We start from the raw sequence: 24932 nt of genomic DNA, 5'->3' as shown, positions 1-24932 counted from the left end.
GACTGGCGTCAGGCATGACCGCACCGCCGCACGAGGCTCACCCGGCCGGGCCGGGACGCGCGCTGCCCGACACCCAGCAGGGCATGCGCCGCCGCAACCTCGCCCGGGTGCTGCACGCCGTCCGCGCCGAGGGGCCGCTGTCCCGGGCCGCAGTAGCGTCGCGGATCGGACTGACCCGGGCAGCGGTGTCGACGCTCGTCGACGAACTCGTCCGCTCGGGGCTGATCGAGGAGCTGGGGCCCGAGCGGCCCGGCCGGGTGGGCCGCCCCGGCTCCGCGCTCGCCGTCAGCGCACGGGGCCCGGCCGGGATCGGCGCGGAGATCGGCGTCGACCATCTCGCGGTCTGTGCCGTCGATCTGCGAGGCACGACCAGGGCGCGCGCGATACGGCAGGGCGCGAACCGCGGCCGCTCCCCCGGGCCCGTGACGGCGGAGCTCACCGAACTGATCGGCCGGGTCGTCGCCGAGGCGGAGGGCGAGGGCCTGTGGCCCGCCGGGCTCGCCGTGGCCGTACCGGGCCTGGTGGCGCGCGACGCCCGGACCGTCGTACGCGCCCCGAATCTCGACTGGCACGACACGGACCTCGGTGCCCTGCTGCCGGCGGGCCTGCCGCTGACCGTGGACAACGAGGCCAACTTCGGCGCGCTCGCCGAACTCTGGCTCGAGGACGGCACGCCGCGCGACTTCCTGCATGTGTCGGCGGAGATCGGCATCGGTGCGGCCGTCGTCGTGGACGGCGGACTGCTGCGCGGAACACGCGGTTTCGCGGGTGAGTTGGGCCATGTGCCGGTCCGGCCGGACGGGCCGGCGTGCGCGTGCGGCGGGCGCGGATGCCTGGAGCAGTACGCCGGTGAGGAGGCGGTGCTGCGTGCGGCGGGCCTGGAGCCGGGCGAGGACCGCGTGGGGCTGCTCGCGGGGCGCGCCGCCGAGGGCGACGAGGACGTACGCCGTGCCCTGCGCGACGCGGGCACCGCGCTCGGTGTCGCCCTGACCGGGGCGGTCAATCTGCTCGACCCGCAGAGCGTGGTGCTGGGCGGGGAGCTGTCCGGTCTCGCGCCCTGGCTGCTGCCCTCGCTGCGGGACGAGCTGGCGCGGCGCACGGCGGGTCCGGCCTGTCCCGTGTCCGTGTCACGGCTGGGCCCCGAGGGGCCGCTGCTGGGGGCCGCGCACTCGGTCGTGCGGGCCGTGCTGGACGATCCGGCGGCCGTGGCCGAGCGGGCCTGACCCTCTGGACAGCCCGAATCACCCGCAGGGGTGGGCGAGTTATCCACAATCGCCGGTCAGTCCACCGAAACACCTCGCTCCCTTCTGACGGGCCGGCAGGCGCCGTAGCGTGATGATCCGTCGAAGCGAAAGGCATCCCGTCATGAACCAGGCAGCACCGCTCCCCGGCAGGCGAGGCATCCTCGTGGGCGCCGCCCTCACCGCCGTCCCGTACGTCCTGCTCCCCGGCACCCGGGCCGCGGCCCGGCCTCAAGCCCCTGATCACCCCGGAGCCGAGTGGCACCCGGCGACCGGCGCCAACTACACGGCGTCGAACCGCCCCCGCGGCCATCCCGTCGACCGGGTGATCATCCATGTCGCGCAGACGACCTTCTCCGGCACCCTGTCCATCTTCCGGAACCCGAGGAAGCAGGTGTCCGCGCACTATGTGGTCCGCTCGGCCGACGGCCATGTGGCGCAGTGCGTGCGCGAGGCCGACATCGCGTGGCACGCGGGGAACTGGGACTACAACAAGCGCGGCATCGGCATCGAGCACGAAGGCTGGGTGGACCAGCCCTCGTACTTCACCGACGTCGCGTACGAGGAATCGGCCCGGCTCACCGCGGCGATCTGCGCGCGGCACGGCATCCCCCGGGACCGGGAACACATCATCGGCCACCACGAGGTACCGGGCAGCGACCACACCGATCCGGGCCGCCACTGGGACTGGAAGCGCTACATGAGGCTGGTCAGAGACTCCGGCTGAGAGGCAGCCGCCCGAGCCCTCCAACCCCACCTCACGTCCTCCTCCCCACCTCACGTCCCGGTTACAAAGCACTCAACCTCTGGTTGCGGGACGGTAAGCGCGCAACGATGGGGCCATGACTCTGGCCCAGCGCGCCATGGAGCGCCTGCAGGCCTGGCCCGACCTGATACCGGGCCCGGCGAGTTGCGGTACCGGACGGGCGATCCGTTCCGTCCGTGACGAGATCGTCCACTTCCACTCGGCACGGGACGTGGACCTCCACCTCACCCACCGGGCCATCCAGCGGTTCCACTACGACCTCGCCGGTTCGAGCGCGATCCACCTGGTTCCCGGTTCGTGCTGGGTGACGGTCCACCTCGACTGCGAAGCGGACGTCGACCTGCTGCTCAGCCTGGTGAGCATCGCGCTCAAGGCCCACCAGACCCCGCCCGCCGCCGACGAGTCGCGACCCGTCGGATGCAACTTCCACCGTGTCAGGGTGCTTCCGCGCGACGCCGCCGCGGGCGGCTGAGCCTTGGTGACACGTTCGGAGGAGGTCAACGCCGAGGCCTGGCGCGCGTACGGAGCCCATCATCTGCGGCGTGGCACCCAACTGTCCGAGGTGACGCGGATCGACTGGGGTGTCGAGGGCACCGGGCCGGGGGCCGAGGTCCTCGGGGAGCTCTCGGGCCGACGGGTGCTGGACCTCGGATGCGGTCCGGCCCGGCACGCCGCCCATCTGGTGCGTGCCCACGGCGCGCTGGTGGACGCGGTCGACGCCTCGGCAGGCCAGTACGAGCGGGCCCGTGCCCGGTACGGCTCGCTGGCCGGGCTGCGGCTGGTCCTGGCCGACGCGGTGGAACATCTGCGCACGGCGGAGCCGTACGACGTCATCTACTCCCTGCATGCCGTCCCGTACCTCGACCCGCACCGGCTGCTGCCCGCCCTCGCCGCTGCGCTCAGGCCGGGCGGCAGGCTCTGTTTCACGGTGCTGCACACCAACTCGGGCGGTGACGGCCCGTCGGACCGGGTCACGGCCCGGCCCGAGATCCTGCGGATGGCCGGCGGCGGTGACATCACCGTCCAGATGTGGGTCCTCACCCCGGAGCTCTGGACGGAGCTGCTGACCGAGTACGGGCTGCGCGTGGAGCACATCGACGCCCTCGACACGCCGCAGGCCGGCAACCACGCGTCCTACCGGCTCTTCCAGGTGACCCGGCCCGTCCGCGTCTCCTCCCGGCCGCGCGTCGACCGGCCGCCGCCGGCCCATGCCGCGCTCGGGGACGGCGCCATTCTGTACGGTCCCCGCGGACTGCTGCTGGGCCGGCACCGGCGCGGGACGTGGGAGCTGCCCGGCGGGACGGTGGAGCCCGGGGAGTCGTTGCGGGACACGGTGGTGCGTGAACTGAGCGAGGAGACCGGGCTCACGGCACGGCCGGAGGACGTCCGGCTGCTGGGGACACTCCTCGACGACGTCGGCGGGGTCGTCCGGGTGACCGTCGCCGCCCGGGTCACCGCCTGGCGGGGCGAGCCGGCGGACCAGCCCGACGAGAGCGTGGGCCGCTGGCGCTGGTTCGGCCTGGACCGGCTGCCTGAACAGTTGTTCGTGTGCAGCGCGCAGGCCCTCACGGCTTGGCGGCCCGGCCTGCCCATCGACCACACGCCCGCGCACTACACGCCGTACACCACCGAGACGGACGGCGGCTGAAGCACCCGGAGGGGTGTGTTTTTCCGACTGTTTCCGCGTAGTCGGCAGTAAGCCGTACTCCTGAGCCCCCACGTCTGCTCCACTGCCCTGAGGACATCTGACGAGACATCAGGGGGTACGGTGACAGGTCGTCACAAGCGACGCGGAGCAGGCAGAGCAGGCAGAGCGGTACTGGCGTTTCTCACGGCGTTCGCCGCACTGGCCGGTGCGGGTGTGGCGGGGGCGGCCGAGGCCGACGCCGTCCAGAAGCGCGTCCGTGTCGCGCCGGGCGTCACCTACGAGCACTTCGACATCCAGGCGGCCAAGGGGGTGACACACGCGCATGTGCTGAAGGTCGACCTGGGCAACCCGCGCGTACAGGTCGATCTGCTGTACCCCGGGGCGGTGGCCTCGCGCGCGCAGGTTTCGCGGATGGCCGACGCCCAGGGGGCGGTCGCCGGGGTCAACGGCGACTTCTTCAACATCACCGAGACGCAGCACCCGGGCGTCGAGGCGACCGGCGCGAGCGTGGGTCCGGCGATCACGGCCGGGCGGACGCTCAAGGCGGCCGTGCCGAACGGCCAGCGGTTCGGCCCGGAGCTGCCGCCCGGCACGACCACCGAGGACGTGTTCGGTGTCGGCGCCGACGGACGGGCCCGGCTGGACCGGCTGGCCCTCGACGGATCGGTCCGCACCGCCGGAACACGGCTGCCGCTCGGCGGGCTCAACCAGTACGCGCTGCCGGTGGGTTCCGTCGGCGCGTTCACCTCCGAGTGGGGCAGCGCCTCCCGGGTGCGCGCCACCTGCGGCACGGACACGGACCGGGCCGCTCCGTGCAGCACCGACACCTACGAGGTGACGGTCCGCGACGGCAAGGTCGTATCGGCCGCGGACACGCCCGGCCGCGGTCCCATCGCCGCGGGGACGACCGTGCTGGTCGGACGGGAGGCGGGCGCCCAGCGGCTGCGGAAGTTCTCCACCGGAGAAGCGGTCGAGATCGAGCACAGTCTCGTCGCGGCCACGAGCGGCGTCCCGTACCGTCTCGCCCTCGGCGGCTACCCGGTCCTCTCGGGCGGCCGGCCGCTGCCGGGTCTGGACGACACGACGTCGGCCGTCCGCACGGCCGTGGGGCTCGCCGACGACGGGCGGCGCATGCTGCTGCTCGCACTGGACGGTGGCACCGCCTACCGCAGCGGCCTGACGATCGCCGAAGTGGCCGACACCATGCGGCGGCTGGGCTCACGGGACGCGCTGAGCCTGGACGGCGGCGGGTCGTCGACGCTGGTCGCCCGGAAGCCGGGCGCGAGCACCGTGTCCGTACGCAACCACCCCAGCGGCGGCGCCGAACGCGCCGTCCCGAACGGCATCGGCGTGTTCTCGGGCTAGCGGTCCCAAGGCCTCAAGGCCTCAAACTGCTGACGATCTCCGCCGTCGCCGTGATGCCGCTGTGGATGGTGGGGGCGATGCTCGTGCTGGCCAGATAGAAGCCGAGCAGCAGGCAGACCAGCGCGTGGGAGACCTTCAGCCCGCCGTTGCGCAGGAAGATCACCGCAAGGATCACGAGCAGCAGCACCACAGAGATGGAAATGGCCATCGTCAACTCCTCCGCCACGCCGCCCTATCCGATTCACGGCGTTCGGCGGCAAGTGTGGCGTAGCGGAGGGTTCGTCCGGGTGGCTGACCTGTCCGCCGAACGTGTGATGTCCTACGCCGCCCGGCGGGCGTCCAGGAACGCCTCCAGTCCGGCGAGGTCGTCGGTGTTGAGATGGTCGACGTCCGCGGCGAGCAGTTCGGCCCACACCGCGTCTCGGGCGGGTCCGGCCAGATCCGGGGTCGCCCAGAACCGCACCTTCTGCCCCCGCGCGTGCGCGGCCCGGACGATGCCCCGCAGCTTCTGCCGCTCGGCGTCCGGGAACGCGCCCACGCCCTGCCAGGTGAAGTTGAGCGTCCAGTTGTCGCTGATCAGCGGGACGAAGGAGGCCGGGGCCTGGCTGCCGAGGTCGGCGAGGCGGCCGTCGTAGAAGGCGCGCCGGACGCTCTGGGCCTCCATGGGGGCGCGGGCCGCGCGGTCGCCGGAGATCACGGCGGTGACCGGGCCGGGGAGGACACGGCCGTGGGCGTAAGTCGTGAACAGGTGGCGGTAGCGCCGCAGATGGCGGTCGAGCTCGAGATACGTCGACGAGCCCTCGGTCTTGATGTCGACGAGGAGTTGCAGGGAGCCGCGGTACCCCCGGTACACGCGGCCCTTGTTGGCCCGGACGCGGGCGGCGAGCGGGTCGAGGTACAGGGACTCGAGGGTGCGGGACGGGTCGAGGTCCTCCGGGTCGTGGGCGACGAGCAACTGGTCGCCCACGAGGTAGATGTCGGCCTCGACGCTGCCGAACCGGTGGTCGAGGGCGTCGAGGAGGGGGCGCGGGTGCTCGTAGTCGTTGTGGGCGTGGGCGCGCCACAACGGGCGGCGCCCATGCCCTCGTTCGCCGGCCGCCGCGGAGGCGGCGGGGAGGGCGACCGAGCCCGCGAGGGCGGCGCCGAGGGTGGTGAGGGCTCTGCGACGGGTGGTGAGGGCCATGCTCTGCCTCCCTGGAAGTGCCGTACGGGAACCCTGTGAGTATGGGTCCCGGCAAGGTCCAGGAAGCAGGCCCGTGCGGGGAGTTGGCCGGACTGCCGCCCCGCGTTCACTTCACCGGGGCGGGGCGCACGAGAAAGCCCGCCCCGGGTGGGACGGGCTTTCCCCGGGGATTCCCGGGCTTTTCCCTTGCGTCGACCAGGTGTACGAGATGTGCGCCTTCGTGTACGTCAGGGGGCCTGGAGGTCGACCAGTCCGGCCAGGGCCTCGCGGTGGGCGCCCGCCGTGCCGTAGGCGATCGAGTCGGCCTTCGCACGCTTGAGGTACAGGTGCGCCGGGTGCTCCCACGTCATGCCGATGCCGCCGTGCAGTTGCAGTGCCTCCTCGGCGGCATGCACGGCCACGGGTGCCGCGAAGGCCTGGGCGACGGTGACGGCCACCTCGACGTCCTCGCCCGTGGCCAGCGCGTCGGCGGCGTTGCGGGCGGCCGCGCGGAGGTTGACGACCTCCAGCCACAGCTGGGCCAGCCGGTGCTTGAGCGCCTGGAAGCCGCCGACGGGCCGGTTGAACTGCTTGCGTTCCTTCAGATAGCGGACGGTCTCCGTCAGCGCCCAGTCGGCGAGCCCGAACTGTTCGGAGGCGAGCAGTCCGGCTCCGGCGGTCAGGGCCCGGCGTACGGCGGGTTCGGCGTCGCCCAGCAGACGGCCCGGCACCCCGTCGAGCCTGACGGTCGCCAGTGGCCGGGTCAGGTCCAGGGACACCTGGGGCGTGACCGTCGCCGCCGTGGCGTCGACCGCGTACAGGCCGCCGTCGTCGGCGGGCACCAGCAGGACGTCCGCGACGGCCGCGTCCGCGATGCCGGTCAGCTCACCGCTCAGCCGGCCGTCCTCGTGCCGGACCACCCTGTAGGCGGTGCCCGGTGCGACGCTGAGGGAGACCGCGAGGGCGCCGATCCGCCGCCCGGACGCCAGGTCGGCGAGCAGGTCGTCGGCGTCGCAGGCGAGCAGGGCCTCGGTGGCGACGACGGCGCTGGTCAGGTACGGCACGGGAGCGACCGCGCGGCCCAGCTCCTCCAGGACGACGGCGGCTTCGCGGTGTGTGGCGCCCTGGCCGCCCTTCGCCTCGGGCACCAGGAGCCCCGCGAGGCCCATGCCGTCGGTGAGCGCCTTCCAGGCCTCATGGTCGTGCGGGGTGTCCGACTCGGTGCGGGCGATCACGCCGGGCGCGTCGCAGTGGTCGGCGAGCAGGTCCCGTACGGCGGCCCGCAGCGCCTCTTCCTCCTCGGAGTAGAGAAGATCCGTCATCGGGCCAGGTCCTTCCAGGCGACGTCCTTGTCGGTGCGCGGTTCGGCGGGCAGGCCGAGGACGCGCTCGGCGACGATGTTCAGCAGGACCTCGGTGGTCCCGCCCTCGATGCTGTTGCCCTTGGAGCGCAGATAGCGGTAGCCGGCCTCGCGGCCGGTGAAGTCGACCAGTTCCGGGCGGCGCATGGTCCAGTCGTCGTACAACAGGCCCTCCTCGCCGAGGAGTTCCACGTCCAGGCCGCTGATCTCCTGGTTGAGGCGGGCGAAGGCGAGCTTCATGCCGGCGCCCTCGGGGCCGGGCTGGCCCACGACGAGCTGCTGGCGCAGCCGTTCGCTGGTGAGCCGTGCGACCTCGGCCTCGACCCAGAGCTTCAGCAGACGCTGGTGCAGGTCGTGGGTGCGCAGCTCGGGCCGCTCGCGCCAGGTCTTGGAGACCGGTCCGATCATGCCGCCCTCGCGGGGCAGCCGCATGCCGCCGATGGCGACGCGTTCGTTGTTCAGCGTGGTCTGCGCGACCCGCCAGCCGTCGCCGACCTCGCCGAGGCGGCGCGCGTCCGGGATCCGGACGTCGGTGAGGAACACCTCGTTGAACTCGGCCTCGCCGGTGACCTGCCGCAGCGGCCGCACCTCGACGCCCGGGTCGGTCATGTCACAGACGAAGTAGGTGATGCCCCGGTGCTTGGGCACGTCCGGGTCGGTGCGGGCGATGAGGATCGCCCAGCGGGCCACATGGGCGCTGGACGTCCAGACCTTCTGCCCGTTGATCACCCAGCCGTCGCCTTCCCGGACGGCCCGTGTGCGCAGCGCGGCGAGGTCGGACCCGGCGCCCGGCTCGCTGAACAGCTGGCACCAGACCTCCTCGCCCACCCAGAGGGGCCTGAGGAACCGCTGCTTCTGCTCCTCGGTGCCGTACTTGAGGATCGTCGGCGCGGCCATCCCGAGGCCGATGCCGATCCGCCGCGGGTCGTTGTCGGGCGCCCCGGCGGCCTCCAGCTCGGCGTCCACGACGGCCTGGAGGGAGCGGGGCGCGCCGACTCCGCCGAGGCCCTCCGGGTAGTGCACCCACGCAAGGCCGGCGTCGAAGCGGGCCCGGAGGAAGTCCAGGCGGTCGGTCGAGGCCGGCGGGTGCGCGGCCAGCAACTCCCGCGTACGGCCGCGCAGTTCCTCGGCGCCGGTCACACTGCGCTGCTCCGCGCTGGTCATGCTGCTGCCTCCTCCATGACGACGGCGATCCGTCCGGTGGTCAGGCCGTCCGCGACCTTCTGCACGGCGGCGGCCGCTCCCGGGAGCGGGACGCGCTCGCTCACCAGCGGCTTGATCGCACCCCGGGCGGCCAGCTCGGTGAGCTGCTCGTGGCAGTGCTGGACCAGCTTCGGGTTCTTGGTGTTGTAGAGGCCCCAGTGCAGGCCCATGATCGAGTAGTTCTTCACCAGGGCGTGGTTCAGGGCCGGGCTGGGGATGGTGCCGCTTGCGAAGCCGACGACGATGATGCGCCCCTCGAAGGCGACGACCTTGGCGGACTGGGCATAGGCCTCGCCGCCGACCGGGTCGTAGATCACGTCGGCGCCCCGGCCTCCGGTGGCCTCCTTGACGGCGGCGACGACGTCCTCGGCGCGCCGGTCGATCACGACGTCGCAGCCCAGCTCGCGGGCGACGGCCGCTTTCCCGGGGCCGCCGACGACACCGATGACGGTGGCGCCGGCGGCCTTCCCGAGCTGCACGGCCGCGCTGCCGACCCCTCCTGCGGCAGCGTGGACGAGCAGGGTCTCGCCGGCTTCCAGACCGGCCCGCCGGTGGAGTCCGAACCAGCCGGTCTGGTAGCCGATGTGCAGGGCCGCGGCCTCCGCGTCGTCCAGGGCGTCCGGCGCGGGCAGCAGGGCGGCGGCATCGGCGACGGCGTACTCGGCGAAGCCGCCGTGCGGCAGCGCCGGGTTGGCGATCACCCGGCGGCCGTCCTCGGTCTCGCCGCAGATCTCCACGCCCGGAGTGAAGGGCAGCGGCGGCCTGACCTGGTACTGGCCCCGGCACAGCAGGGCGTCGGGGAAGTTGATGTTCGCGGCGCGCACCTTCAGCAGGACCTGGCCGTCGCCGGGCACCGGCCGCGCCACGTCCGCCAGGCGCAACACCTCGCTCGGCTCGCCGTTCTCGTGCACTTGCCATGCCTGCATGCGGGGCCTCCACGGGACTGCTTCGTCTGACCGGGGTCGGTTCGCATACTAAGCGGTCGCTTGCCGATCAGGGAACAGTCATGTGGGTCACGACTTCCTGGGCCGCGCCCTGACGTGCATCCGTTCCCCTTGCGGACCGAACAGACTGAGGAACTCCGCGGGCCCCTCCCCCGCCGATCCGAACCAGTGCGGCACCCGCGTGTCGAACTCGGCCGCCTCCCCCGCCGTGAGCACCACGTCGTGCTCGCCCAGCACGAGGCGCAGCTTCCCGGACAGCACGTACAACCACTCGTAGCCCTCATGGGTGCGCGGCTCCGGTTCCTCCTTCCGCCGGGGCTCCAGCACCTTGTAGGCCTGGAGGCCGCCCGGCTGACGGGTGAGCGGCCAGAGGGTGCGCCCGCCCATCACGATCGGCTTGGACCGCACGCGCGGATCGCCCGTCGGCGCGGCACCGACCAGCTCGTCCAGGGCCACCTGGTGAGCGCGCGCGATCGGCAGCAGCAGTTCCAGACTGGGTTTACGCAGTCCGGACTCAAGCCGCGACAGGGTGCTGACGGAGATGCCGGTGGTCTCGGAGAGCGCCGCCAGGGTCACCTCCCGCTCCTTGCGCATCTGCCGCAGCCGGGGGCCGACGCCCGCGAGTACCTCGTCCGTGGTCATGGTCGTATTGCAGGTTCGGCAAACAAGTTTGTCAATCCCGCGGGGCCGGGGCGACGCTCGGCAGTGGAGGTGGTCACATGACCGAGAAGTACGCAGTCGTGGTCGTCGGCGGCGGTGCCGCGGGCCTGTCGGCGGCGCTGGTGCTGGGCCGGGCCCGGCAGCACACGCTGGTCGTCGACGCGGGCGAGCCGCGCAACGCGCCCGCCGCGCACATGCAGGGCTTCCTGACCCGGGACGGCATGCCGCCCGCCGAGTTCCTCGCCGTCGGCCGGGAGGAGATCGCGCGCTACGGCGTGGAGCTCGTGCGGGACCGGGTGGTGCGGGTGGAGCCGGGCGGGGACGGCGCCGCGGAGCGCGGTGAGGACTTCGACGTGGTGCTGGCCGGCGGGCGGACCGTGCGCGCCCGGCGCCTGGTCGTCGCGACCGGGCTGAAGGACGAGCTGCCGGCGGTCCCCGGCCTGGCCGGGCGGTTCGGCCGGGACGTGCTGCACTGCCCGTTCTGCCACGGCTGGGAGGTGCGCGACCAGCCGTTCGGCGTGCTCGGTACGTCCCCGAAGAGCGTGCACCAGGCGCTGATGGTGTCCCAGTGGTCGAAGGACGTGCGGTTCTTCCTGCACACGGTCGCCGAGGAGGAGCTGTCCGACGAGGATCTGCGCCGGCTCGCCGCGGCCGGGGTCGACGTGGTGCCCGGCGAGGTCACGGGGCTGCTGGTCGAGGACGACCGGCTCACCGGAGTCCGGCTCGCCGACGGCACGACGCACGCCCGCTCCGTGCTGTTCGTCGCCCCGCACGCCGTCCCGCGGACCGGCCTGCTGGAACAGCTCGGCGCCGAGCTGCACGAGACGCCGTTCGGCGCGTACCCCATGATCGACCCGACGGGCCTGACGACCGTGCCCGGAGTCTGGGCAGCCGGCAACGCGATCGGCTTCGCCGAGCAGGTCGTGCACGCGGCGAGCGGCGGCTACCGGGCGGCGTCCGCGATCGTCGGGGACCTGCTGATGACGGACCTGGACGCGGCCGCCCGGAGGTAGGGGCCGCTTCCGTGAGCGCCGGGGGCCTTGGCGGCTGACGCACCTCCCCAGCTGTGGCCGCGCCGCCGTCGCCGGGGGTGCTCCGATGACCAGCCGACGCAGACCGCCCGGGTGTAGAGGCACCGCCTCCGGTGCACCATGGCTGCATGCTGCTGCACCGGCTGGCCCAAGTGTCCCAGGAGGTCGCCGCCACCTCGGCGCGGTCCCGGAAGACGGCCCTGCTCGCGGAGCTGTTCCGGGACGCGGAGGCCGACGACGTGCCGATCGTCATCCCGTATCTGGCGGGCCGGCTGCCGCAGGGCCGGATCGGCGTCGGCTGGAAGGTGCTGAGCCGCCCGGTCGCCCCGGCCGCCGAGCCGGGTCTGACCGTGCGGGAGGTGGACGCCCGGCTCGCGGAGCTGAGCAAGGTGTCCGGCCCCGGCTCACAGGCGGAACGGGCGCGCCTCGTCGGGGAGTTGATGGGCGCGGCCACCGAGGACGAGCAGCGGTTCCTGCTCGGGCTGCTCACCGGCGAGGTGCGGCAGGGCGCGCTGGACGCCGTCGCGGTCGAGGGACTGGCCCAGGCGACCGGGGCGCCCCCGGCGGACGTCCGGCGGGCGGTGATGCTGGCGGGCTCCCTCCAGGCGGTGGCCGAGGCACTGCTCGCGGACGGCCCCACCGCCCTGGACCGCTTCCGCCTCACGGTCGGCCGCCCGGTCTGGCCGATGCTGGCGCACAGCGCCTCCTCGGTCGCCGAGGCGGTGGACAAGCTCGGCGCCTGCGCGGTCGAGGAGAAGCTGGACGGCATCCGCGTCCAGGTGCACCGGGACGGCGGCACGGTACGGCTCTACACCCGCACCCTCGACGACATCACCGACCGCCTGCCCGAAGTGACGGCCGCTGCACTGGAGTTGCGGGGCGAGCGGTTCATCCTGGACGGCGAGGTGATCTCCTTCGACGAGGGCGGACGCCCCCGTTCGTTCCAGGAGACCGCCGGTCGCGTCGGCTCCCGCACGGACGTGGCGACGGCGGCCCGCGCCGTCCCCGTCTCCCCCGTCTTCTTCGACGCGCTCTCCGTCGACGGCCGCGACCTGCTCGACCTGCCGTTCGCCGAGCGGCACGCGGAGCTGGCCCGGCTGGTCCCCGAGCCGATGCGGGTGCGGCGCACGACGATGTCCGGCCCGGACGACGTGGGCACGGCGGAGGAGTTCCTCGCCGAGACCCTGAAGCGCGGCCACGAGGGCGTCGTCGTCAAGGCGCTGGACGCCTCCTACAGCGCGGGCCGGCGCGGTGCGTCCTGGCTGAAGGTCAAGCCCGTCCACACGCTCGACCTGGTGGTGCTGGCCGCCGAGTGGGGCCACGGCCGCCGCACCGGCAAGCTCTCCAACCTCCACCTCGGCGCCCGCACCGCCGACGGCGGCCTCGCCATGCTCGGCAAGACCTTCAAGGGCATGACCGACGCGCTGCTGACCTGGCAGACCGAACGGCTCCGGCAGCTCGCCGTCGAGGACGACGGACACGTCGTGACCGTACGCCCGGAACTCGTCGTCGAGATCGCCTACGACGGTCTGCAACGCTCCACCCGCTACCCGGCCGGCGTCACCCTCCGCTTCGCCCGTGTGATCCGCTACCGGGAGGACAAGCGCCCGGAGGACGCCGACACCGTGGAGACGCTGCTGGCCGCGCATCCGGAGGTGCGCCCGTGAAGCGCAGTGCGGGCCTGCTGCTCTTCCACCCCGCCGACGACGGTCCGGAAGTGTTGCTCGGCCATATGGGCGGCCCGTTCTTCGCCCGGCGCGACGCCGGGGCCTGGACCGTCCCCAAGGGCGAGTACGAGCCCGACGAGTCCGCCTGGGCGGCCGCCCGCCGCGAGTTCGAGGAGGAACTGGGGCTGCCCCCGCCCGACGGCGAGGCCATCGACCTGGGCGAGGTCCGGCAGACGGGCGGCAAGATCGTCACAGTGTGGGCGATCGAGGCCGACCTCGACCCGGCGACGATCACGCCCGGCACGTTCCGGATGGAGTGGCCTCCGAGATCGGGAGAGCTCCAGGAGTTCCCCGAGCTGGACCGGGTGGCGTGGTTCGCCCTCGACCGGGCCCGCGAGGTGATCGTCAAGGCGCAGGCGGCGTTTCTCGACCGCCTGGCGGAGCACTCGCCCTGAGGAGACGCTCCCGCGTTGCGGTCCCCTCCGCCGCGCGGGAAGGTCGAGACACAGCCCGCACCGAGGGAGGTCAGCCATGCCCATCGCAACGGTGAACCCGGCGAACGGCGAGACGCTCAAGACGTACGAGGCCATGGGCGAGGAGGAGATCGAGCGCCGGCTCCAGCTCGCCGAGGCCACGTTCCGCACGTACCGGACGTCGACGTTCGGCGAGCGCGCCCGGCTGCTGAACAAGGCCGCCGACCTCCTCGAAGAGGATCAGCAGGACATCGCCCGCGTGATGACCACCGAGATGGGCAAGCCGATCCAGCAGGCCCGGGCAGAGGCCGCGAAGTGCGCCAAGGCGATGCGCTGGTACGCCGAGCACGCCGAGGAACTGCTCGCCGACGAGGAACCCGCCGGCGCCGATGTGAAGGACTCGGGCGCCTCACGCGTACGCGTGCGCTACCGGCCGCTGGGTCCGGTGCTGGCGGTGATGCCGTGGAACTTCCCGCTGTGGCAGGTGATCCGCTTCGCCGCGCCCGCGCTGATGGCGGGGAACGTGGGCCTGCTCAAGCACGCCTCGAACGTCCCGCAGACCGCCCTCTACCTGGAGGACCTGTTCCACCGGGCGGGCTTCACCGAGGGATGTTTCCAGACCCTGCTGATCGGCTCCGGCGCGGTCGACGAGATCCTGCGCGACGAGCGGGTCAAGGCGGCCACCCTCACCGGCAGCGAGCCGGCGGGCCGCGCGGTCGCCTCCACCGCCGCCGAGATGATCAAGAAGACCGTGCTGGAGCTGGGCGGCAGCGACCCGTTCGTCGTCATGCCCTCCGCGGACATCGACCGGGCGGCGAAGGTCGCGGTGACCGCGCGGGTGCAGAACACCGGGCAGTCCTGCATCGCCGCGAAGCGGTTCATCGTGCACACGGATGTCTACGACGCCTTCGCCGAACGTTTCGCCGAGGGCATGAGGGCGCTGAACGTCGGCGACCCCACGGCCGAGGACACCGACGTCGGCCCGCTCTCCAGCGAGCAGGGACTGCGCGATGTGGAGGAACTGGTCGACGACGCGGTGCGCGGCGGCGCGGAGGTGCTGTGCGGTGGCGAACGGCCCGAGGGGCCCGGCTGGTACTACACGCCGACGATCCTCGCCGGCATCACCCGCGAGATGCGCATCCACCGGGAGGAGGCATTCGGTCCGGTCGCCACGCTGTACCGGGCGGCCGACCTGGACGAGGCCGTTCTGATCGCGAACGACTCGCCCTTCGGGCTGAGTTCGAACGTGTGGACGCGGGACGAGGCCGAGGTGGACCGCTTCGTACGGGATCTGGAGGCGGGCGGCGTGTTCTTCAACGGGATGACGGCCTCCCATCCGGGGTTCCCGTTCGGCGGGGTGAAGCGGTCCGGGTACGGCCGTGAGCTGTCCGGGCACGGAATCCGGGAGTTCTGCAACATCACGACCGTTTGGCACGGTGCGTGAGTCTTGCGGGGCTACGATCCCGTCTGTGAACCGCGAAGTGACTCTGCCGTTGATCGTCGACGACCACGGGACCTTGCAGGTGGCTGCGGCGGATGTCAGCAAGCTGTTGCGGACGTTGGGGGGTCGGTGGGTGCGGCTGGTGGAGGGCGGGGAGTCGGGGCTGGACGAGGATACGGTCGCGGCGTTGACGATCGAGCTTGCGAAGCTGGCCGATCGGATTGATGTGGCTTGTATCGCGCACAGCAGTGGGAGTGCGACCTGAGCTGGGCGGCTGCGGGTGCGGGTGCGTGGGGGTTGATCGCGCAGTTCCCCGCGCCCCTAAAGGGGCAGATCCGCAAGTGTGGACCAGAACATCGCCTCGTAGTGCTGGAGCAGGCGGCCGTATCCAGCTGCCAGGGGCTCGTTCAGTTGCCCGGTGTCCAGGCCCGCCTGTACCGCCGCCACGGCCTTCTCGTCCAGTTCGGGTGACGGTTCCGCGAAGAAGTCGAAGAAGGCGCAGGCCTCGTCCGTGAAGGCGTAGTGGGCCCGCAGGGCCTTGGAGATCGTCGCGCAATAGCCGCCCCACGCCGAGAAGTTGGCCGTCAGGGCCAGGACGGTATCCGCCGGTGAGCCGTTCAGGGAGAGCCAGGCGACGTACGCGGGGTAGGCCTGGCAGCCGGCCAGCGGTTCGTACGACGCCGCCGTCGCGTCGTCCACGCCGCACGCCTGCGCGAGCGAGGGCAACAGTTCCTCCGCCAGTGCCTCGCCCTCCGCGAGGCTCCGGAAGAAGGCCGCGGCCTCGGGTGCGGTGACGAGGGAACGTTCGGCCAGATGGAGGAACGCGCGGCGGTCCGCGGGGATCACCCAGGACTGTTCCAGGGCGAGGGCGGCGAGGGCGGTGCGCGGGGCCGTGCCATCGGCGATCGGGGGGACCAACGGGTTGGACCGCGGGTCCGGGGCGAGTCGGGTGGTGGTCGTCCGCAGCAGGTCCCGGGCCGTGCGCGTCATCGCGTCCTCCGTCGGTGCGTGTCCTCGGACAGGTCTGTCCCGAGCCTGGCACGGGGTCCCCGAAATGGAGCAGTCCGACGCGAAGTCGGCGTCCCGACGGGTGATCGTGGATGGACCACCCTCTGTGGTGAACCACCTTCTGACCGGGAGGCGAAGGGCCTTCCGGGAGGCGAAAGCAGGCACGGTTCATGGCGACTTTGTGCAGACCTTCGGTGTCCGTTCCAGAGCACGTGATCACGATGGAGGAGACGCTTGAGCTGGCGCGTGAGCGCCACGCCGATCACCCCCAACTGCCGCTGGCCCTCCGGCTGATCGAGAACACCGGCGTACGCACGCGGCACATCGTCCAGCCCATCGAGGAGACCCTGAAGCACCCCGGGTTCGAGGACCGCAACAAGCTCTACGAGGCCGAGGCGAAAGCGCGGGTGCCCGCCGTCATCCAGGAGGCACTCGACCACGCCGAGCTGCTCACCACCGACGTGGACGTGATCATCTACGTGTCGTGCACGGGCTTCATGATGCCCTCGCTCACCGCCTGGCTGATCAACGAGATGGGCTTCGACCCGACCACCCGGCAACTCCCCATAGCCCAGCTGGGCTGCGCGGCCGGCGGCGCGGCGATCAACCGGGCGCACGACTTCTGCACGGCCTACCCCGAGGCCAACGCGCTGATCGTGGCCTGCGAGTTCTGCTCTCTGTGCTACCAGCCCACCGACATCGGTGTCGGCTCGCTGCTGTCCAACGGCCTGTTCGGTGACGGTATCGCCGCCGCCGCGGTCCGTGGCCGGGGCGGCGAGGGCATCAGCCTGGAGCGCAACGGCTCGTACCTGATCCCGAAGACCGAAGAGTGGATCATGTACGACGTACGGGCCACCGGCTTTCACTTCCTGCTCGACAAGCGGGTGCCGGCCACCATGGAGCCGCTCGCCCCGGCGCTGAAGGAACTGGCGGGAGACCATGGCTGGGACGCCTCCGACCTGGACTTCTACATCGTCCACGCGGGCGGCCCCCGAATACTCGACGACCTCAGCACCTTCCTGAAGGTCGACCCGCACGCCTTCCGCTTCAGCCGGGCCACGCTCACCGAGTACGGCAACATCGCCAGCGGTGTCGTCCTCGACGCGCTGCGCCGGCTGTTCGAGGAGGGCGGCGCCCAGCACCGGGCACGCGGGCTGCTCGCCGGGTTCGGACCCGGCATCACCGCCGAGATGGCCGTGGGCCGCTGGCACCGCGCGGACGAGACGATGTGAGATGAGCGAAGAGACGATCACCGAAACGCTGCCCCCGGTCCGCGACTGGCCCGCGCTCGATCTGTCCGGCACGGACTTCGACCCGGTCCTGCGGGAGCTGATGGACGAGGGCCCGGTCACCCGCATCAAACTGCCCAACGGCGACGGCTGGGCCTGGCTGGTCACCCGCTACGACGACACCCGGATGGTGACCAACGACCCGCGCTTCAGCCGCGAGGCCGTCATGGACCGGCAGGTCACCCGGCTCGCACCGCACTTCATCCCGGCCCGTGGCGCGGTCGGCTTCCTGGACCCGCCGGACCACAACCGGCTGCGCCGCAGCGTCGCCGCCGCGTTCACGGCGCGCGGGGTGGAGCGGGTGCGCGAGCGGTCCCGTCGCATGCTGGCGGAACTGGTCGACGAGATGCTCCAGGACGGCCCGCCCGCCGACCTCACGGCAGCCGTGCTCAGCCCGTTCCCCATCGCGGTCATCTGCGAGCTGATGGGCGTCCCGGCCGCCGACCGGCAGGACATGCACTCCTGGACCCAGCTGATCCTGTCCTCCTCGCACGGCGCCGAGGTCAGCGAGAAGGCCAAGCAGGAGATGAGCTCCTACTTCGCCGATCTGATCGGCGCACGCGAGGGCAGCAAGGGCGAGGACGTCGCGTCCCTGCTCGGCGCCGCCCTGGGCCGCGGCGAGATCACCCTGGAGGAAGGGGTGGGACTCGCGGTGCTCCTCCAGATCGGCGGCGAGGCGGTCACCAACAACAGCGGCCAGATGTTCTACGTCCTGCTGACCCGGCCCGACCTGGCCGACCGGCTGCGCGCCGAGCCGGAGATCCGCCCCGGGGCCATCGACGAACTGCTGCGCTGGATCCCCCACCGCAACGCGGTCGGCCTGTCGCGGATCGCCCTGGAGGACGTGGAGATCAAGGGCGTGACGATCCGGGCGGGCGACGCGATCTACGTGTCGTACCTGGCCGCGAACCGCGACCCCGACGTCTTCCCGGACCCGGAGACGATCGACTTCCTGCGCAGCCCCAACCCCCATGTGTCCTTCGGCTTCGGCCCTCACTACTGCCCGGGCGGCATGCTGGCCCGGCTGGAGTCGGAGCTTCTGGTCGACGCGCTCCTCGACGGCGTTCCGGGTCTGCGGCTCGCCGTACCCGCCGAAGAGGTGCCCTTCAGGAAGGGCGCGCTGATCCGCGGGCCCGAGGCCCTGCCCGTGACGTGGTGAGCGGGCGATGACGTCGCCGGAAGGACTGCTCGTACCACCCGGTCACGGCCGGGTGGTGCAGGCCCCTGCCCAGCACGTCACCTTCAAGGTGACCGGCTCGCACTCGCGCATGGCCTCCACCTTCGAGGTGGTCGTGCCGCCGGGCTTCGACGTCGGCGCCCATGTGCACACCCGCAGCGAGGAGTTGTTCTACGTGCTCGAAGGCGAGCTGGACGTCCTCGCCTTCGAGCCGCGTGTCCGCACCCCCGACAACTGGCAGAAGTGGGAGTCCATTTCGGGCAACCGGGTGGTGCGCGCGACGCCGGGAACGGTGATCGTCGTACCCCCGGGCTGCCCGCACGCGTTCGCCAACCCGACGGGCGAACCCGCGAAGATGTTCTTCCAGGCGAGCCCGCCGCCGGATCACGAGCGGTACTTCGAGGAACTGCTGGAGATCCTCGGCAGCGGGGGCCCGCCGGACCACGCGGCGATCGCGGAGTTGCGGGCGCGGTACGACATCGAGCAGCTGACGCCGCTCAGGCATCGTTAGCGGATGGGCGTGCCGGCCAGGGTGCGGGCGATGACCAGTCGCTGGATCTCGCTCGTGCCCTCGAAGATCGTGTAGATCGCGGCATCGCGGTGCATCCGCTCCACCGGGTACTCCCTGGTGTAGCCGTTGCCGCCCAGGATCTGGATCGCCTGGCCGGTGACCTTCTTGGCCGTCTCGCTGGCGAACAGCTTGGACATCGAGCCCTCGGCGGCGGTGAACGGCTTGCCGTTGACCGCCATCCAGGAGGCGCGCCAGACGAGGAGCCGGGCGGCGTCGATGGAGGTGCGCATGTCGGCGAGCTGGAAGGCGACACCCTGGTTGTCGATGATCGGCCGGCCGAACTGCTCACGGGTCTTCGCGTAGTCCAACGCGACCTCGTACGCGGCTCGGGCGGTACCGACCGCCATGGCCCCGACCGCGGGGCGGGACGCCTCGAACGTGGCCATCGCCGCGTTCTTCACGCGCTCCCCGCCCTGCTTGGCCTTCTCCCGGGCACGGGCGAGCCGCTCGTCCAGCTTCTCCTTGCCGCCGAGCAGGCAGGAGCCGGGAACGCGCACGTTGTCCAGGACGACCTCGGCGGTGTGCGAGGCGCGGATGCCGTGCTTCTTGAACTTCTGTCCCTGGGCCAGACCCGGTGTGCCCGCCGGGACGATGAAGGACGCGTGCCCCTTGGAGCCGAGCTCCGGGTCGACCACCGCGACCACGACATGGACGTTGGCGATACCGCCGTTGGTCGCCCAGGTCTTGGTGCCGTTGAGCACCCATTCGTCCTTGGCCTCGTCGTACACGGCCCGCGTACGCATGGAGGCCACGTCGGAGCCGGCGTCGGGCTCGGAGGAGCAGAAGGCGGCGACCTTGACATCGTTGGCGTCGCCGTACATCTGCGGGATCCAGGTGCCGATCTGCTCCTCGGTGCCGTTGGCGAGGACGCCGACGGCGGCGAGGCCGGTGCCGACGATGGACAGGGCGATCCCCGCGTCGCCCCAGAAGAGCTCCTCCATCGCCATCGGTATGCCGAGGCCGGTGGGGTCGAAGTACTGCTGGGCGTAGAAGTCCAGGGAGTAGATGCCGACCTTGGCGGCCTCCTGGATGACCGGCCAGGGAGTCTCCTCACGCTCGTCCCATTCGGCGGCCGCGGGGCGGATCACATCGGCGGCGAAGCCGTGCAGCCAGTCCCGGACCTCCTTCTGTTCGTCGTTGAGATCCATGGTGAACTCGGCCATGTCGTCCCCTCCAGCGGCGGCACACGTGCATGTTACTTGCGGTAACACCATCCTGTTACCGGTGGGTAGTCGAAGTCAACTCCTACCGACCGGTCGGCACCCGTTCGATGTCCGGTGCATGCTTGGGTGTTAGTTTGCGCTGGCGTCATCGAATCAGCACGGGTGGGGAGAGCACATGGACACCACGCAGCGGACCGATCAGCAACGGTCCGCCGACCGCCGGCGGCGCGAGCTGCTGGAGGCCGCCGACCGGGTGGTGCTGCGCGACGGCCCGCAGGCCTCGATGAACGCGATCGCCGCGGAGGCGGGCATCACCAAACCGATTCTGTACCGGCACTTCGGCGACAAGGGCGGACTTTACGCGGCCCTTGCCAAGCGGCACACGGACGCGTTGCTGGACTCACTGCGGGCGGCGCTCGACGCGCCGGCGGACCGGCGGGAGCGGGTCGAGGCGACGCTGGACACGTACCTCGCTGCGATCGAGCTGCGGCCTCAGGTGTACCGGTTTCTGATGCATCCGGCGGAGGGGAGCCAGCCGGGGGATCAGGGGTTCGATGTCGGCAAGCACAGTGCGCCGTTGTTGCGGCGGATGGGTGAGGAACTCGCGCAGGTCATCGAGGACCGGCTGGATCTCGGGCCGGGCGGGCAGCAGCTGGCGCGGGTGTGGGGGCATGGGATCGTCGGCATGATGCACGCGGCCGGGGACTGGTGGCTGGGGGAACGGCCTTGTTCCCGTGCGGAGTTGGTGCGGAGTCTGGCTGACCTGTTGTGGGGGCGTCTCGCGGCTGCGGGAGACAAGGTCGGCGGTCCGGGGTTCTGACCGTTCAGGTACGCCAAGAAGACCTGGCCACCTGGCGCATCAGCTTGCGGTGGCGCCAGCCGGTCAGGTGGTCCGCGTAGATGCGGCCCTCCACATGGTCGCACTCGTGTTGCAGGCAGCGGGCGAAGAAGCCCGTGCCGTGGACGGTGACCGGGTCGCCGGTCACCGTGAAGCCCTCGACCACCGCGTGGTCGTAACGTTCCGTGCCCGCTTCCAGGCCCGGCAGGGACAGGCAGCCCTCCGGGCCGCGGATCACCACTCCGTCCGACTCGACCAGGCGCGGGTTCACCACGTGCCCGAGGTGGCGGACATCCTCGTCGTCCGGGCAGTCGTAGACGAAGACCCGCAGCGACTCGCCGATCTGGTTGGCGGCGAGGCCGACGCCCTGGGCGGCGTACATGGTCGCGAACAAATCCTCGACGAGCCGGGCCAGTTCGGGCCCGAAGTCGGTGACCTCCGCGCAGGGCGTGTGCAGGAGCGGCTCGCCGTGCAGCGTGAGGGGTCTCACGCGGCCGTGGGCGCCGGGGATGGGGCTCTGTCGCATGGCGGCAAGAGTAAGGTCCTTCTCGGTCCGCGCCTCCCACACGAGTTCGCCACAGTGCCGCGGTTCGGGAGTGCTAATGGATCTCGATAGGCTGAGGTCCACACCACGTGGCCGTCAGGCTTCAAGGCGCGGCGCGTACGCAAGGAGGATCGAGAACTGATGGCAGGCAACTCGGACCCGCTCTCGCCGCGGGCCAAGCTGGCCGTGACCGCGGGCAAGGCGGTCGCAGCGGCATCCCGCGCCGCAGGGCGCGGCAGCGGTTCGGTGATCGGCGGCCGGGTGGCGCTCAAGCTCGACCCCGACCTCCTCGCCCGGCTCGCGCAGAACCTGGACGTGATCCTGGTCTCGGCGACGAACGGCAAGACCACCACCACCCGGCTCATCGCCGAGGCCCTGCGGGCGGCCGGTCCGGTCGTCTCCAACGCCCTCGGCGCCAACATGCCGGCCGGCATCACCTCGGCGCTCGCGGGCAGCTCGGAGGCGCGGTACGGCGTGATCGAGGTCGACGAGAAGTACCTCGCCGGAGTCGCCCGGGACACCGCACCGAAGTGCATCGCGCTGCTGAACCTCTCCCGCGACCAGCTCGACCGTGCCGCCGAGACCCGGATGCTCGCCGAGAACTGGCGGGAGGGACTCGCGGGTTCCAAGGCCGTGGTCGTGGCCAACTGCGACGACCCGCTGGTGGTGTGGGCGGCGTCCTCCTCCCCCAATGTGATCTGGGTCGCCGCCGGGCAGATGTGGAAGGACGACGCCTGGTCCTGCCCGTCGTGCGGTGGCGTGATGCAGCGCCCGGGCGACGACTGGTTCTGCGGTGAGTGCGGCTTCCGCCGTCCGACGCCGAGCTGGGCGCTGTCCGGCGACCACGTCCTCGACCCGCATGGCTCGGCCTGGCCGATCCACCTCCAGCTGCCCGGCCGCGCCAACAAGGCCAACGCCGCGTCCTCGGCCGCCGTCGCCGCCGTGTTCGGGGTGCCGCCGCAGGTAGCGCTGGAGCGCATGTACCAGGTGCAGGCGGTGGCCGGGCGGTACGACATCGTCCAGTTCCAGGGCCGTGACCTCCGGCTCCTGCTCGCGAAGAACCCGGCCGGCTGGCTGGAGACGTTCTCGCTGATCGACCCGCCGCCGACCCCGGTGATCCTCTCCGTGAACGCGCGCGGCGCCGACGGCACCGACACCTCCTGGCTGTGGGACGTCGACTACACGCGCCTGACCGGTCACCCGATCTGCGTCGTCGGCGACCGGCGGCTGGACCTCGCGGTGCGGCTGGAGGTCGCGGACCAGCACTTCCAGGTCTACGAGAACCTCGACCAGGCCGTGGCGGCGTGCCCGCCGGGCCGGATCGAGGTCATCGCCAACTACACGGCGTTCCAGGACCTGCGCCGCCGCGTCGGCAACTGAGCACGAGACGTCAGGGGACTTTTGTGAGCGACAACCAACTGCGGGTCGTCTGGATCTATCCCGACCTGCTCAGCACCTACGGCGACCAGGGCAACGTGCTCGTCGTGCAGCGCCGGGCCCAGCAGCGCGGCCTGGACGTGGCCCGGCTGGACGTGCGCAGCGACCAGCCGATCCCGACCTCCGGCGACATCTACCTGATCGGCGGCGGCGAGGACCGTCCGCAGCGGCTCGCGGCCGAGCGGCTGCGCCGGGACGGCGGTCTGCAGCGGGCCGTGGAGAACGGCGCCATCGTGTTCTCCGTGTGCGCCGGCTACCAGATCCTCGGCCACGAGTTCATCAACGACCTCGGCCAGCGCGAGCCCGGCCTCGGGCTGCTGGACGTGGTGTCGGTGCGCGGCGAGGGCGAGCGGTGCGTCGGTGACGTGCTGGGCGACATCGACCCGCGCCTCGGCCTGCCCCCGCTGACCGGCTTCGAGAACCACCAGGGCGTCACCCACCTGGGCCCCACCGCCCGCCCGCTCGCCCAGGTGCGCTTCGGCAACGGCAACGGCACGGGCGACGGCACGGAGGGCGCGTACAACGACACCGTCTTCGGCACGTACATGCACGGCCCCGTGCTCGCGCGCAACCCGCTGATCGCGGATCTGCTGCTGAAGCTGGCACTCGACGTCAACGCGCTGCCGCCGACCGACGACCGCTGGTACGAGGCACTGCGCGACGAGCGCATCGCGGCTGCTCAGCAGCCTGCGTAGGCACGGCGTCGGGGCCTGCCCGAGGTACGCGTCAACCTGCTGGTCAACAGCCCGTCTGACGGCACATCCGCACAGGTGAGCGGGGTAGTCCAGCAGGCGGACGCGCGGTTCGGTCCCGCCCCTTCCTGACGCTAGGGTGGCGGGAATTCGAGCCGGACAACGTGGTCCGGTCCCCGGCCCACGTTGAGAAGGTATTTCGGGCTATGCGTATTGGTGTCCTCACGTCCGGCGGCGACTGCCCCGGCCTGAACGCCGTGATCCGGTCCGTCGTACACCGCGCCGTCGTGGACCACGGCGACGAGGTCATCGGCTTCCGGGACGGCTGGAAGGGCCTCCTGGAGTGCGACTACCTCAAGCTCGACCTCGACGCGGTGGGCGGCATCCTCGCCCGCGGCGGCACGATTCTCGGGTCCTCCCGGGTCCAGCCCTCCCATCTGCGGGACGGCGTGGAGCGGGCCAAGGGCCATGTCGAGGAACTCGGCCTCGACGCGATCATCCCCATCGGCGGTGAGGGCACCCTCAAGGCCGCCCGGCTGATGTCCGACAGCGGTCTGCCCGTCGTCGGTGTGCCGAAGACGATCGACAACGACATCGCGGTCACGGACGTCACCTTCGGCTTCGACACGGCCGTCGGGGTGGCGACCGAGGCCCTGGACCGGCTGAAGACCACCGCCGAGTCGCACCAGCGGGTCCTGGTGGTCGAGGTCATGGGGCGGCACACCGGGTGGATCGCGCTGCACTCCGGCATGGCGGCCGGCGCGCACGCCATCGTCGTCCCCGAGCGGCCCTTCGACATAGAGGAACTGACCCGGCGGGTCGGCGAGCGGTTCGAGGCCGGCAAGCGCTTCGCGATCGTAGTGGCGGCGGAGGGCGCGAAGCCCCGGGCCGGGACCATGGAGTTCGACGAGGGCGGCAAGGACATCTACGGGCACGAGCGGTTCGCCGGGATCGCGCGGCAGCTGTCCGTGGAGCTGGAAGGGCGGCTGGGGAAGGAAGCCCGGCCCGTCATTCTCGGGCATGTGCAGCGGGGTGGTACGCCTACCGCCTACGACCGGGTGCTGGCCACGCGGTTCGGGTGGCATGCGGTGGAGGCCGTGCACCGCGGGGAGTTCGGGCAGATGACCGCGCTGCGGGGGACGGACATAGTGATGGTGTCGCTGGCCGAGGCCGTGAAGACGCTGAAGACCGTGCCGGATGAGCGGTACGCCGAGGCGGAGACCGTTCTCTGAGTTCCCCGCGCCCCTGAGTA

25 protein-coding genes and 1 pseudogene are annotated in these 24932 nt (G+C 71.8%); 17 read left to right on the top strand and 9 right to left on the bottom strand.

Features of this window, described 5'->3' with window-relative positions; genetic code table 11:
• The first annotated feature begins 14 nt into the window (after positions 1-14).
• The 5 genes from ACFT32_RS08775 (at position 15) to ACFT32_RS08755 (ending at position 5020) form a co-directional block, all read left to right on the top strand.
• Positions 15-1223, top strand: coding sequence for an ROK family protein (locus tag ACFT32_RS08775; protein WP_382487376.1), 1209 nt, complete (start codon positions 15-17; stop codon positions 1221-1223).
• Positions 1224-1365: 142 nt separating this feature from the next.
• Positions 1366-1968, top strand: coding sequence for an N-acetylmuramoyl-L-alanine amidase (locus ACFT32_RS08770; RefSeq protein ID WP_382487375.1), 603 nt, complete (start codon positions 1366-1368; stop codon positions 1966-1968).
• 115 nt (positions 1969-2083) lie between these two features.
• Positions 2084-2479 (top strand): luciferase family protein, encoded by a 396-nt coding sequence (locus ACFT32_RS08765; RefSeq protein ID WP_382487373.1) that lies wholly within the window; start codon positions 2084-2086, stop codon positions 2477-2479.
• Positions 2480-2482: 3 nt separating this feature from the next.
• Positions 2483-3655, top strand: coding sequence for an NUDIX domain-containing protein (locus tag ACFT32_RS08760; protein WP_382487371.1), 1173 nt, complete (start codon positions 2483-2485; stop codon positions 3653-3655).
• Between the two features lie 171 nt (positions 3656-3826).
• Positions 3827-5020: a phosphodiester glycosidase family protein gene (locus ACFT32_RS08755; RefSeq protein WP_382488821.1), complete on the top strand. Its 1194-nt coding sequence runs from the start codon at positions 3827-3829 to the stop codon at positions 5018-5020.
• Positions 5021-5033: 13 nt separating this feature from the next.
• Here ACFT32_RS08755 and ACFT32_RS08750 read toward each other — a convergent pair whose 3' ends face one another.
• The 6 genes from ACFT32_RS08750 to ACFT32_RS08725 form a co-directional block, all read right to left on the bottom strand.
• Positions 5034-5228: a hypothetical protein gene (locus tag ACFT32_RS08750; RefSeq protein WP_189724366.1), complete on the bottom strand. Its 195-nt coding sequence runs from the start codon at positions 5226-5228 to the stop codon at positions 5034-5036.
• Positions 5229-5339: 111 nt separating this feature from the next.
• A complete protein-coding gene (locus ACFT32_RS08745; RefSeq protein ID WP_382487369.1) occupies positions 5340-6203 on the bottom strand; it encodes a phosphatidylinositol-specific phospholipase C/glycerophosphodiester phosphodiesterase family protein in 864 nt (287 codons plus the stop codon).
• Positions 6204-6430: 227 nt separating this feature from the next.
• Positions 6431-7504, bottom strand: coding sequence for an acyl-CoA dehydrogenase family protein (locus tag ACFT32_RS08740; protein WP_382487367.1), 1074 nt, complete (start codon positions 7502-7504; stop codon positions 6431-6433).
• Positions 7501-8682, bottom strand: coding sequence for an acyl-CoA dehydrogenase family protein (locus ACFT32_RS08735; protein ID WP_382488819.1), 1182 nt, complete (start codon positions 8680-8682; stop codon positions 7501-7503). Before ACFT32_RS08735 ends, ACFT32_RS08740 begins: the two co-directional genes overlap by 4 nt.
• 20 nt (positions 8683-8702) lie before the next feature.
• Positions 8703-9671: an NADPH:quinone oxidoreductase family protein gene (locus ACFT32_RS08730; RefSeq protein ID WP_382487365.1), complete on the bottom strand. Its 969-nt coding sequence runs from the start codon at positions 9669-9671 to the stop codon at positions 8703-8705.
• Positions 9672-9758: 87 nt separating this feature from the next.
• The gene (locus tag ACFT32_RS08725; RefSeq protein WP_382487363.1) at positions 9759-10331 is read right to left on the bottom strand and encodes a helix-turn-helix domain-containing protein; all 573 of its coding nucleotides are present in this window, start codon (positions 10329-10331) and stop codon (positions 9759-9761) included.
• Positions 10332-10408: 77 nt separating this feature from the next.
• On the opposite strand from ACFT32_RS08725, the gene ACFT32_RS08720 reads away from it, so the two are divergent.
• The 5 genes from ACFT32_RS08720 (at position 10409) to ACFT32_RS08700 (ending at position 15226) form a co-directional block, all read left to right on the top strand.
• Complete coding sequence (locus tag ACFT32_RS08720; RefSeq protein WP_382487362.1) at positions 10409-11362, top strand: NAD(P)/FAD-dependent oxidoreductase; 954 nt, start codon at positions 10409-10411, stop codon at positions 11360-11362.
• A 146-nt stretch (positions 11363-11508) separates the two neighbouring features.
• Positions 11509-13047: an ATP-dependent DNA ligase gene (locus ACFT32_RS08715; RefSeq protein ID WP_382487360.1), complete on the top strand. Its 1539-nt coding sequence runs from the start codon at positions 11509-11511 to the stop codon at positions 13045-13047.
• Positions 13044-13502, top strand: coding sequence for an NUDIX domain-containing protein (locus ACFT32_RS08710; RefSeq protein WP_382487358.1), 459 nt, complete (start codon positions 13044-13046; stop codon positions 13500-13502). Before ACFT32_RS08715 ends, ACFT32_RS08710 begins: the two co-directional genes overlap by 4 nt.
• 76 nt (positions 13503-13578) lie before the next feature.
• Positions 13579-14964 carry an NADP-dependent succinic semialdehyde dehydrogenase gene (locus ACFT32_RS08705; protein WP_382487357.1) on the top strand — a complete coding sequence of 462 codons (1386 nt, stop codon included), beginning with the start codon at positions 13579-13581 and terminating at the stop codon, positions 14962-14964.
• Between the two features lie 25 nt (positions 14965-14989).
• Complete coding sequence (locus ACFT32_RS08700) at positions 14990-15226, top strand: DUF6213 family protein (RefSeq protein ID WP_382487355.1); 237 nt, start codon at positions 14990-14992, stop codon at positions 15224-15226.
• A gap of 56 nt (positions 15227-15282) precedes the next feature.
• Here ACFT32_RS08700 and ACFT32_RS08695 read toward each other — a convergent pair whose 3' ends face one another.
• Positions 15283-15951 (bottom strand): transcriptional regulator, encoded by a 669-nt coding sequence (locus ACFT32_RS08695; RefSeq protein WP_382487353.1) that lies wholly within the window; start codon positions 15949-15951, stop codon positions 15283-15285.
• A gap of 179 nt (positions 15952-16130) precedes the next feature.
• Between ACFT32_RS08695 and ACFT32_RS08690 the strand changes: the two are divergent.
• The 3 genes and pseudogenes from ACFT32_RS08690 to ACFT32_RS08680 all read left to right on the top strand — a co-directional run.
• Positions 16131-17201, top strand: a pseudogene (locus ACFT32_RS08690) (type III polyketide synthase); the annotation flags it as partial.
• Position 17202: 1 nt separating this feature from the next.
• Positions 17203-18417 (top strand): cytochrome P450, encoded by a 1215-nt coding sequence (locus ACFT32_RS08685; protein ID WP_382487351.1) that lies wholly within the window; start codon positions 17203-17205, stop codon positions 18415-18417.
• Between the two features lie 7 nt (positions 18418-18424).
• Entirely contained in the window at positions 18425-18946 is a 522-nt protein-coding gene (locus tag ACFT32_RS08680; protein ID WP_382487349.1) for a cupin domain-containing protein, read from the top strand.
• On the opposite strand, the gene ACFT32_RS08675 is transcribed toward ACFT32_RS08680, so the two are convergent.
• Positions 18943-20169, bottom strand: coding sequence for an acyl-CoA dehydrogenase family protein (locus tag ACFT32_RS08675; RefSeq protein WP_382487347.1), 1227 nt, complete (start codon positions 20167-20169; stop codon positions 18943-18945). The two genes, ACFT32_RS08680 and ACFT32_RS08675, sit on opposite strands and share 4 nt — an antisense overlap.
• A 175-nt stretch (positions 20170-20344) precedes the next feature.
• Between ACFT32_RS08675 and ACFT32_RS08670 the strand changes: the two genes are divergently transcribed.
• Entirely contained in the window at positions 20345-20989 is a 645-nt protein-coding gene (locus ACFT32_RS08670) for a TetR family transcriptional regulator (protein ID WP_382487345.1), read from the top strand.
• Positions 20990-20993: 4 nt separating this feature from the next.
• Here the strand turns inward: ACFT32_RS08670 and def are convergent, their stop codons facing one another.
• On the bottom strand, positions 20994-21533 hold the full coding sequence (gene def / locus ACFT32_RS08665; protein WP_382487344.1) for a peptide deformylase: 540 nt from the start codon (positions 21531-21533) through the stop codon (positions 20994-20996).
• 159 nt (positions 21534-21692) lie between these two features.
• Here def and ACFT32_RS08660 point away from each other — a divergent pair, with 159 nt between their 5' ends.
• The 3 genes from ACFT32_RS08660 to ACFT32_RS08650 all read left to right on the top strand — a co-directional run bounded on the left by ACFT32_RS08660 (position 21693) and on the right by ACFT32_RS08650 (position 24912).
• On the top strand, positions 21693-22931 hold the full coding sequence (locus ACFT32_RS08660) for a MurT ligase domain-containing protein (protein ID WP_189724382.1): 1239 nt from the start codon (positions 21693-21695) through the stop codon (positions 22929-22931).
• Positions 22932-22954: 23 nt separating this feature from the next.
• Positions 22955-23683 carry a type 1 glutamine amidotransferase gene (locus ACFT32_RS08655; RefSeq protein ID WP_193482222.1) on the top strand — a complete coding sequence of 243 codons (729 nt, stop codon included), beginning with the start codon at positions 22955-22957 and terminating at the stop codon, positions 23681-23683.
• A 203-nt stretch (positions 23684-23886) separates the two neighbouring features.
• Entirely contained in the window at positions 23887-24912 is a 1026-nt protein-coding gene (locus tag ACFT32_RS08650) for a 6-phosphofructokinase (protein WP_358562284.1), read from the top strand.
• Positions 24913-24932: the final 20 nt, after the last annotated feature.

Origin of the sequence: Streptomyces sp. NPDC057002 (assembly GCF_042673825.1) — a bacterium.
Classification (GTDB): Bacteria; Actinomycetota; Actinomycetes; order Streptomycetales; family Streptomycetaceae; genus Streptomyces.
The sequence above is the reverse complement of the archived record's forward strand: the minus strand, read 5'-3'. Positions and strand labels throughout refer to the sequence as shown.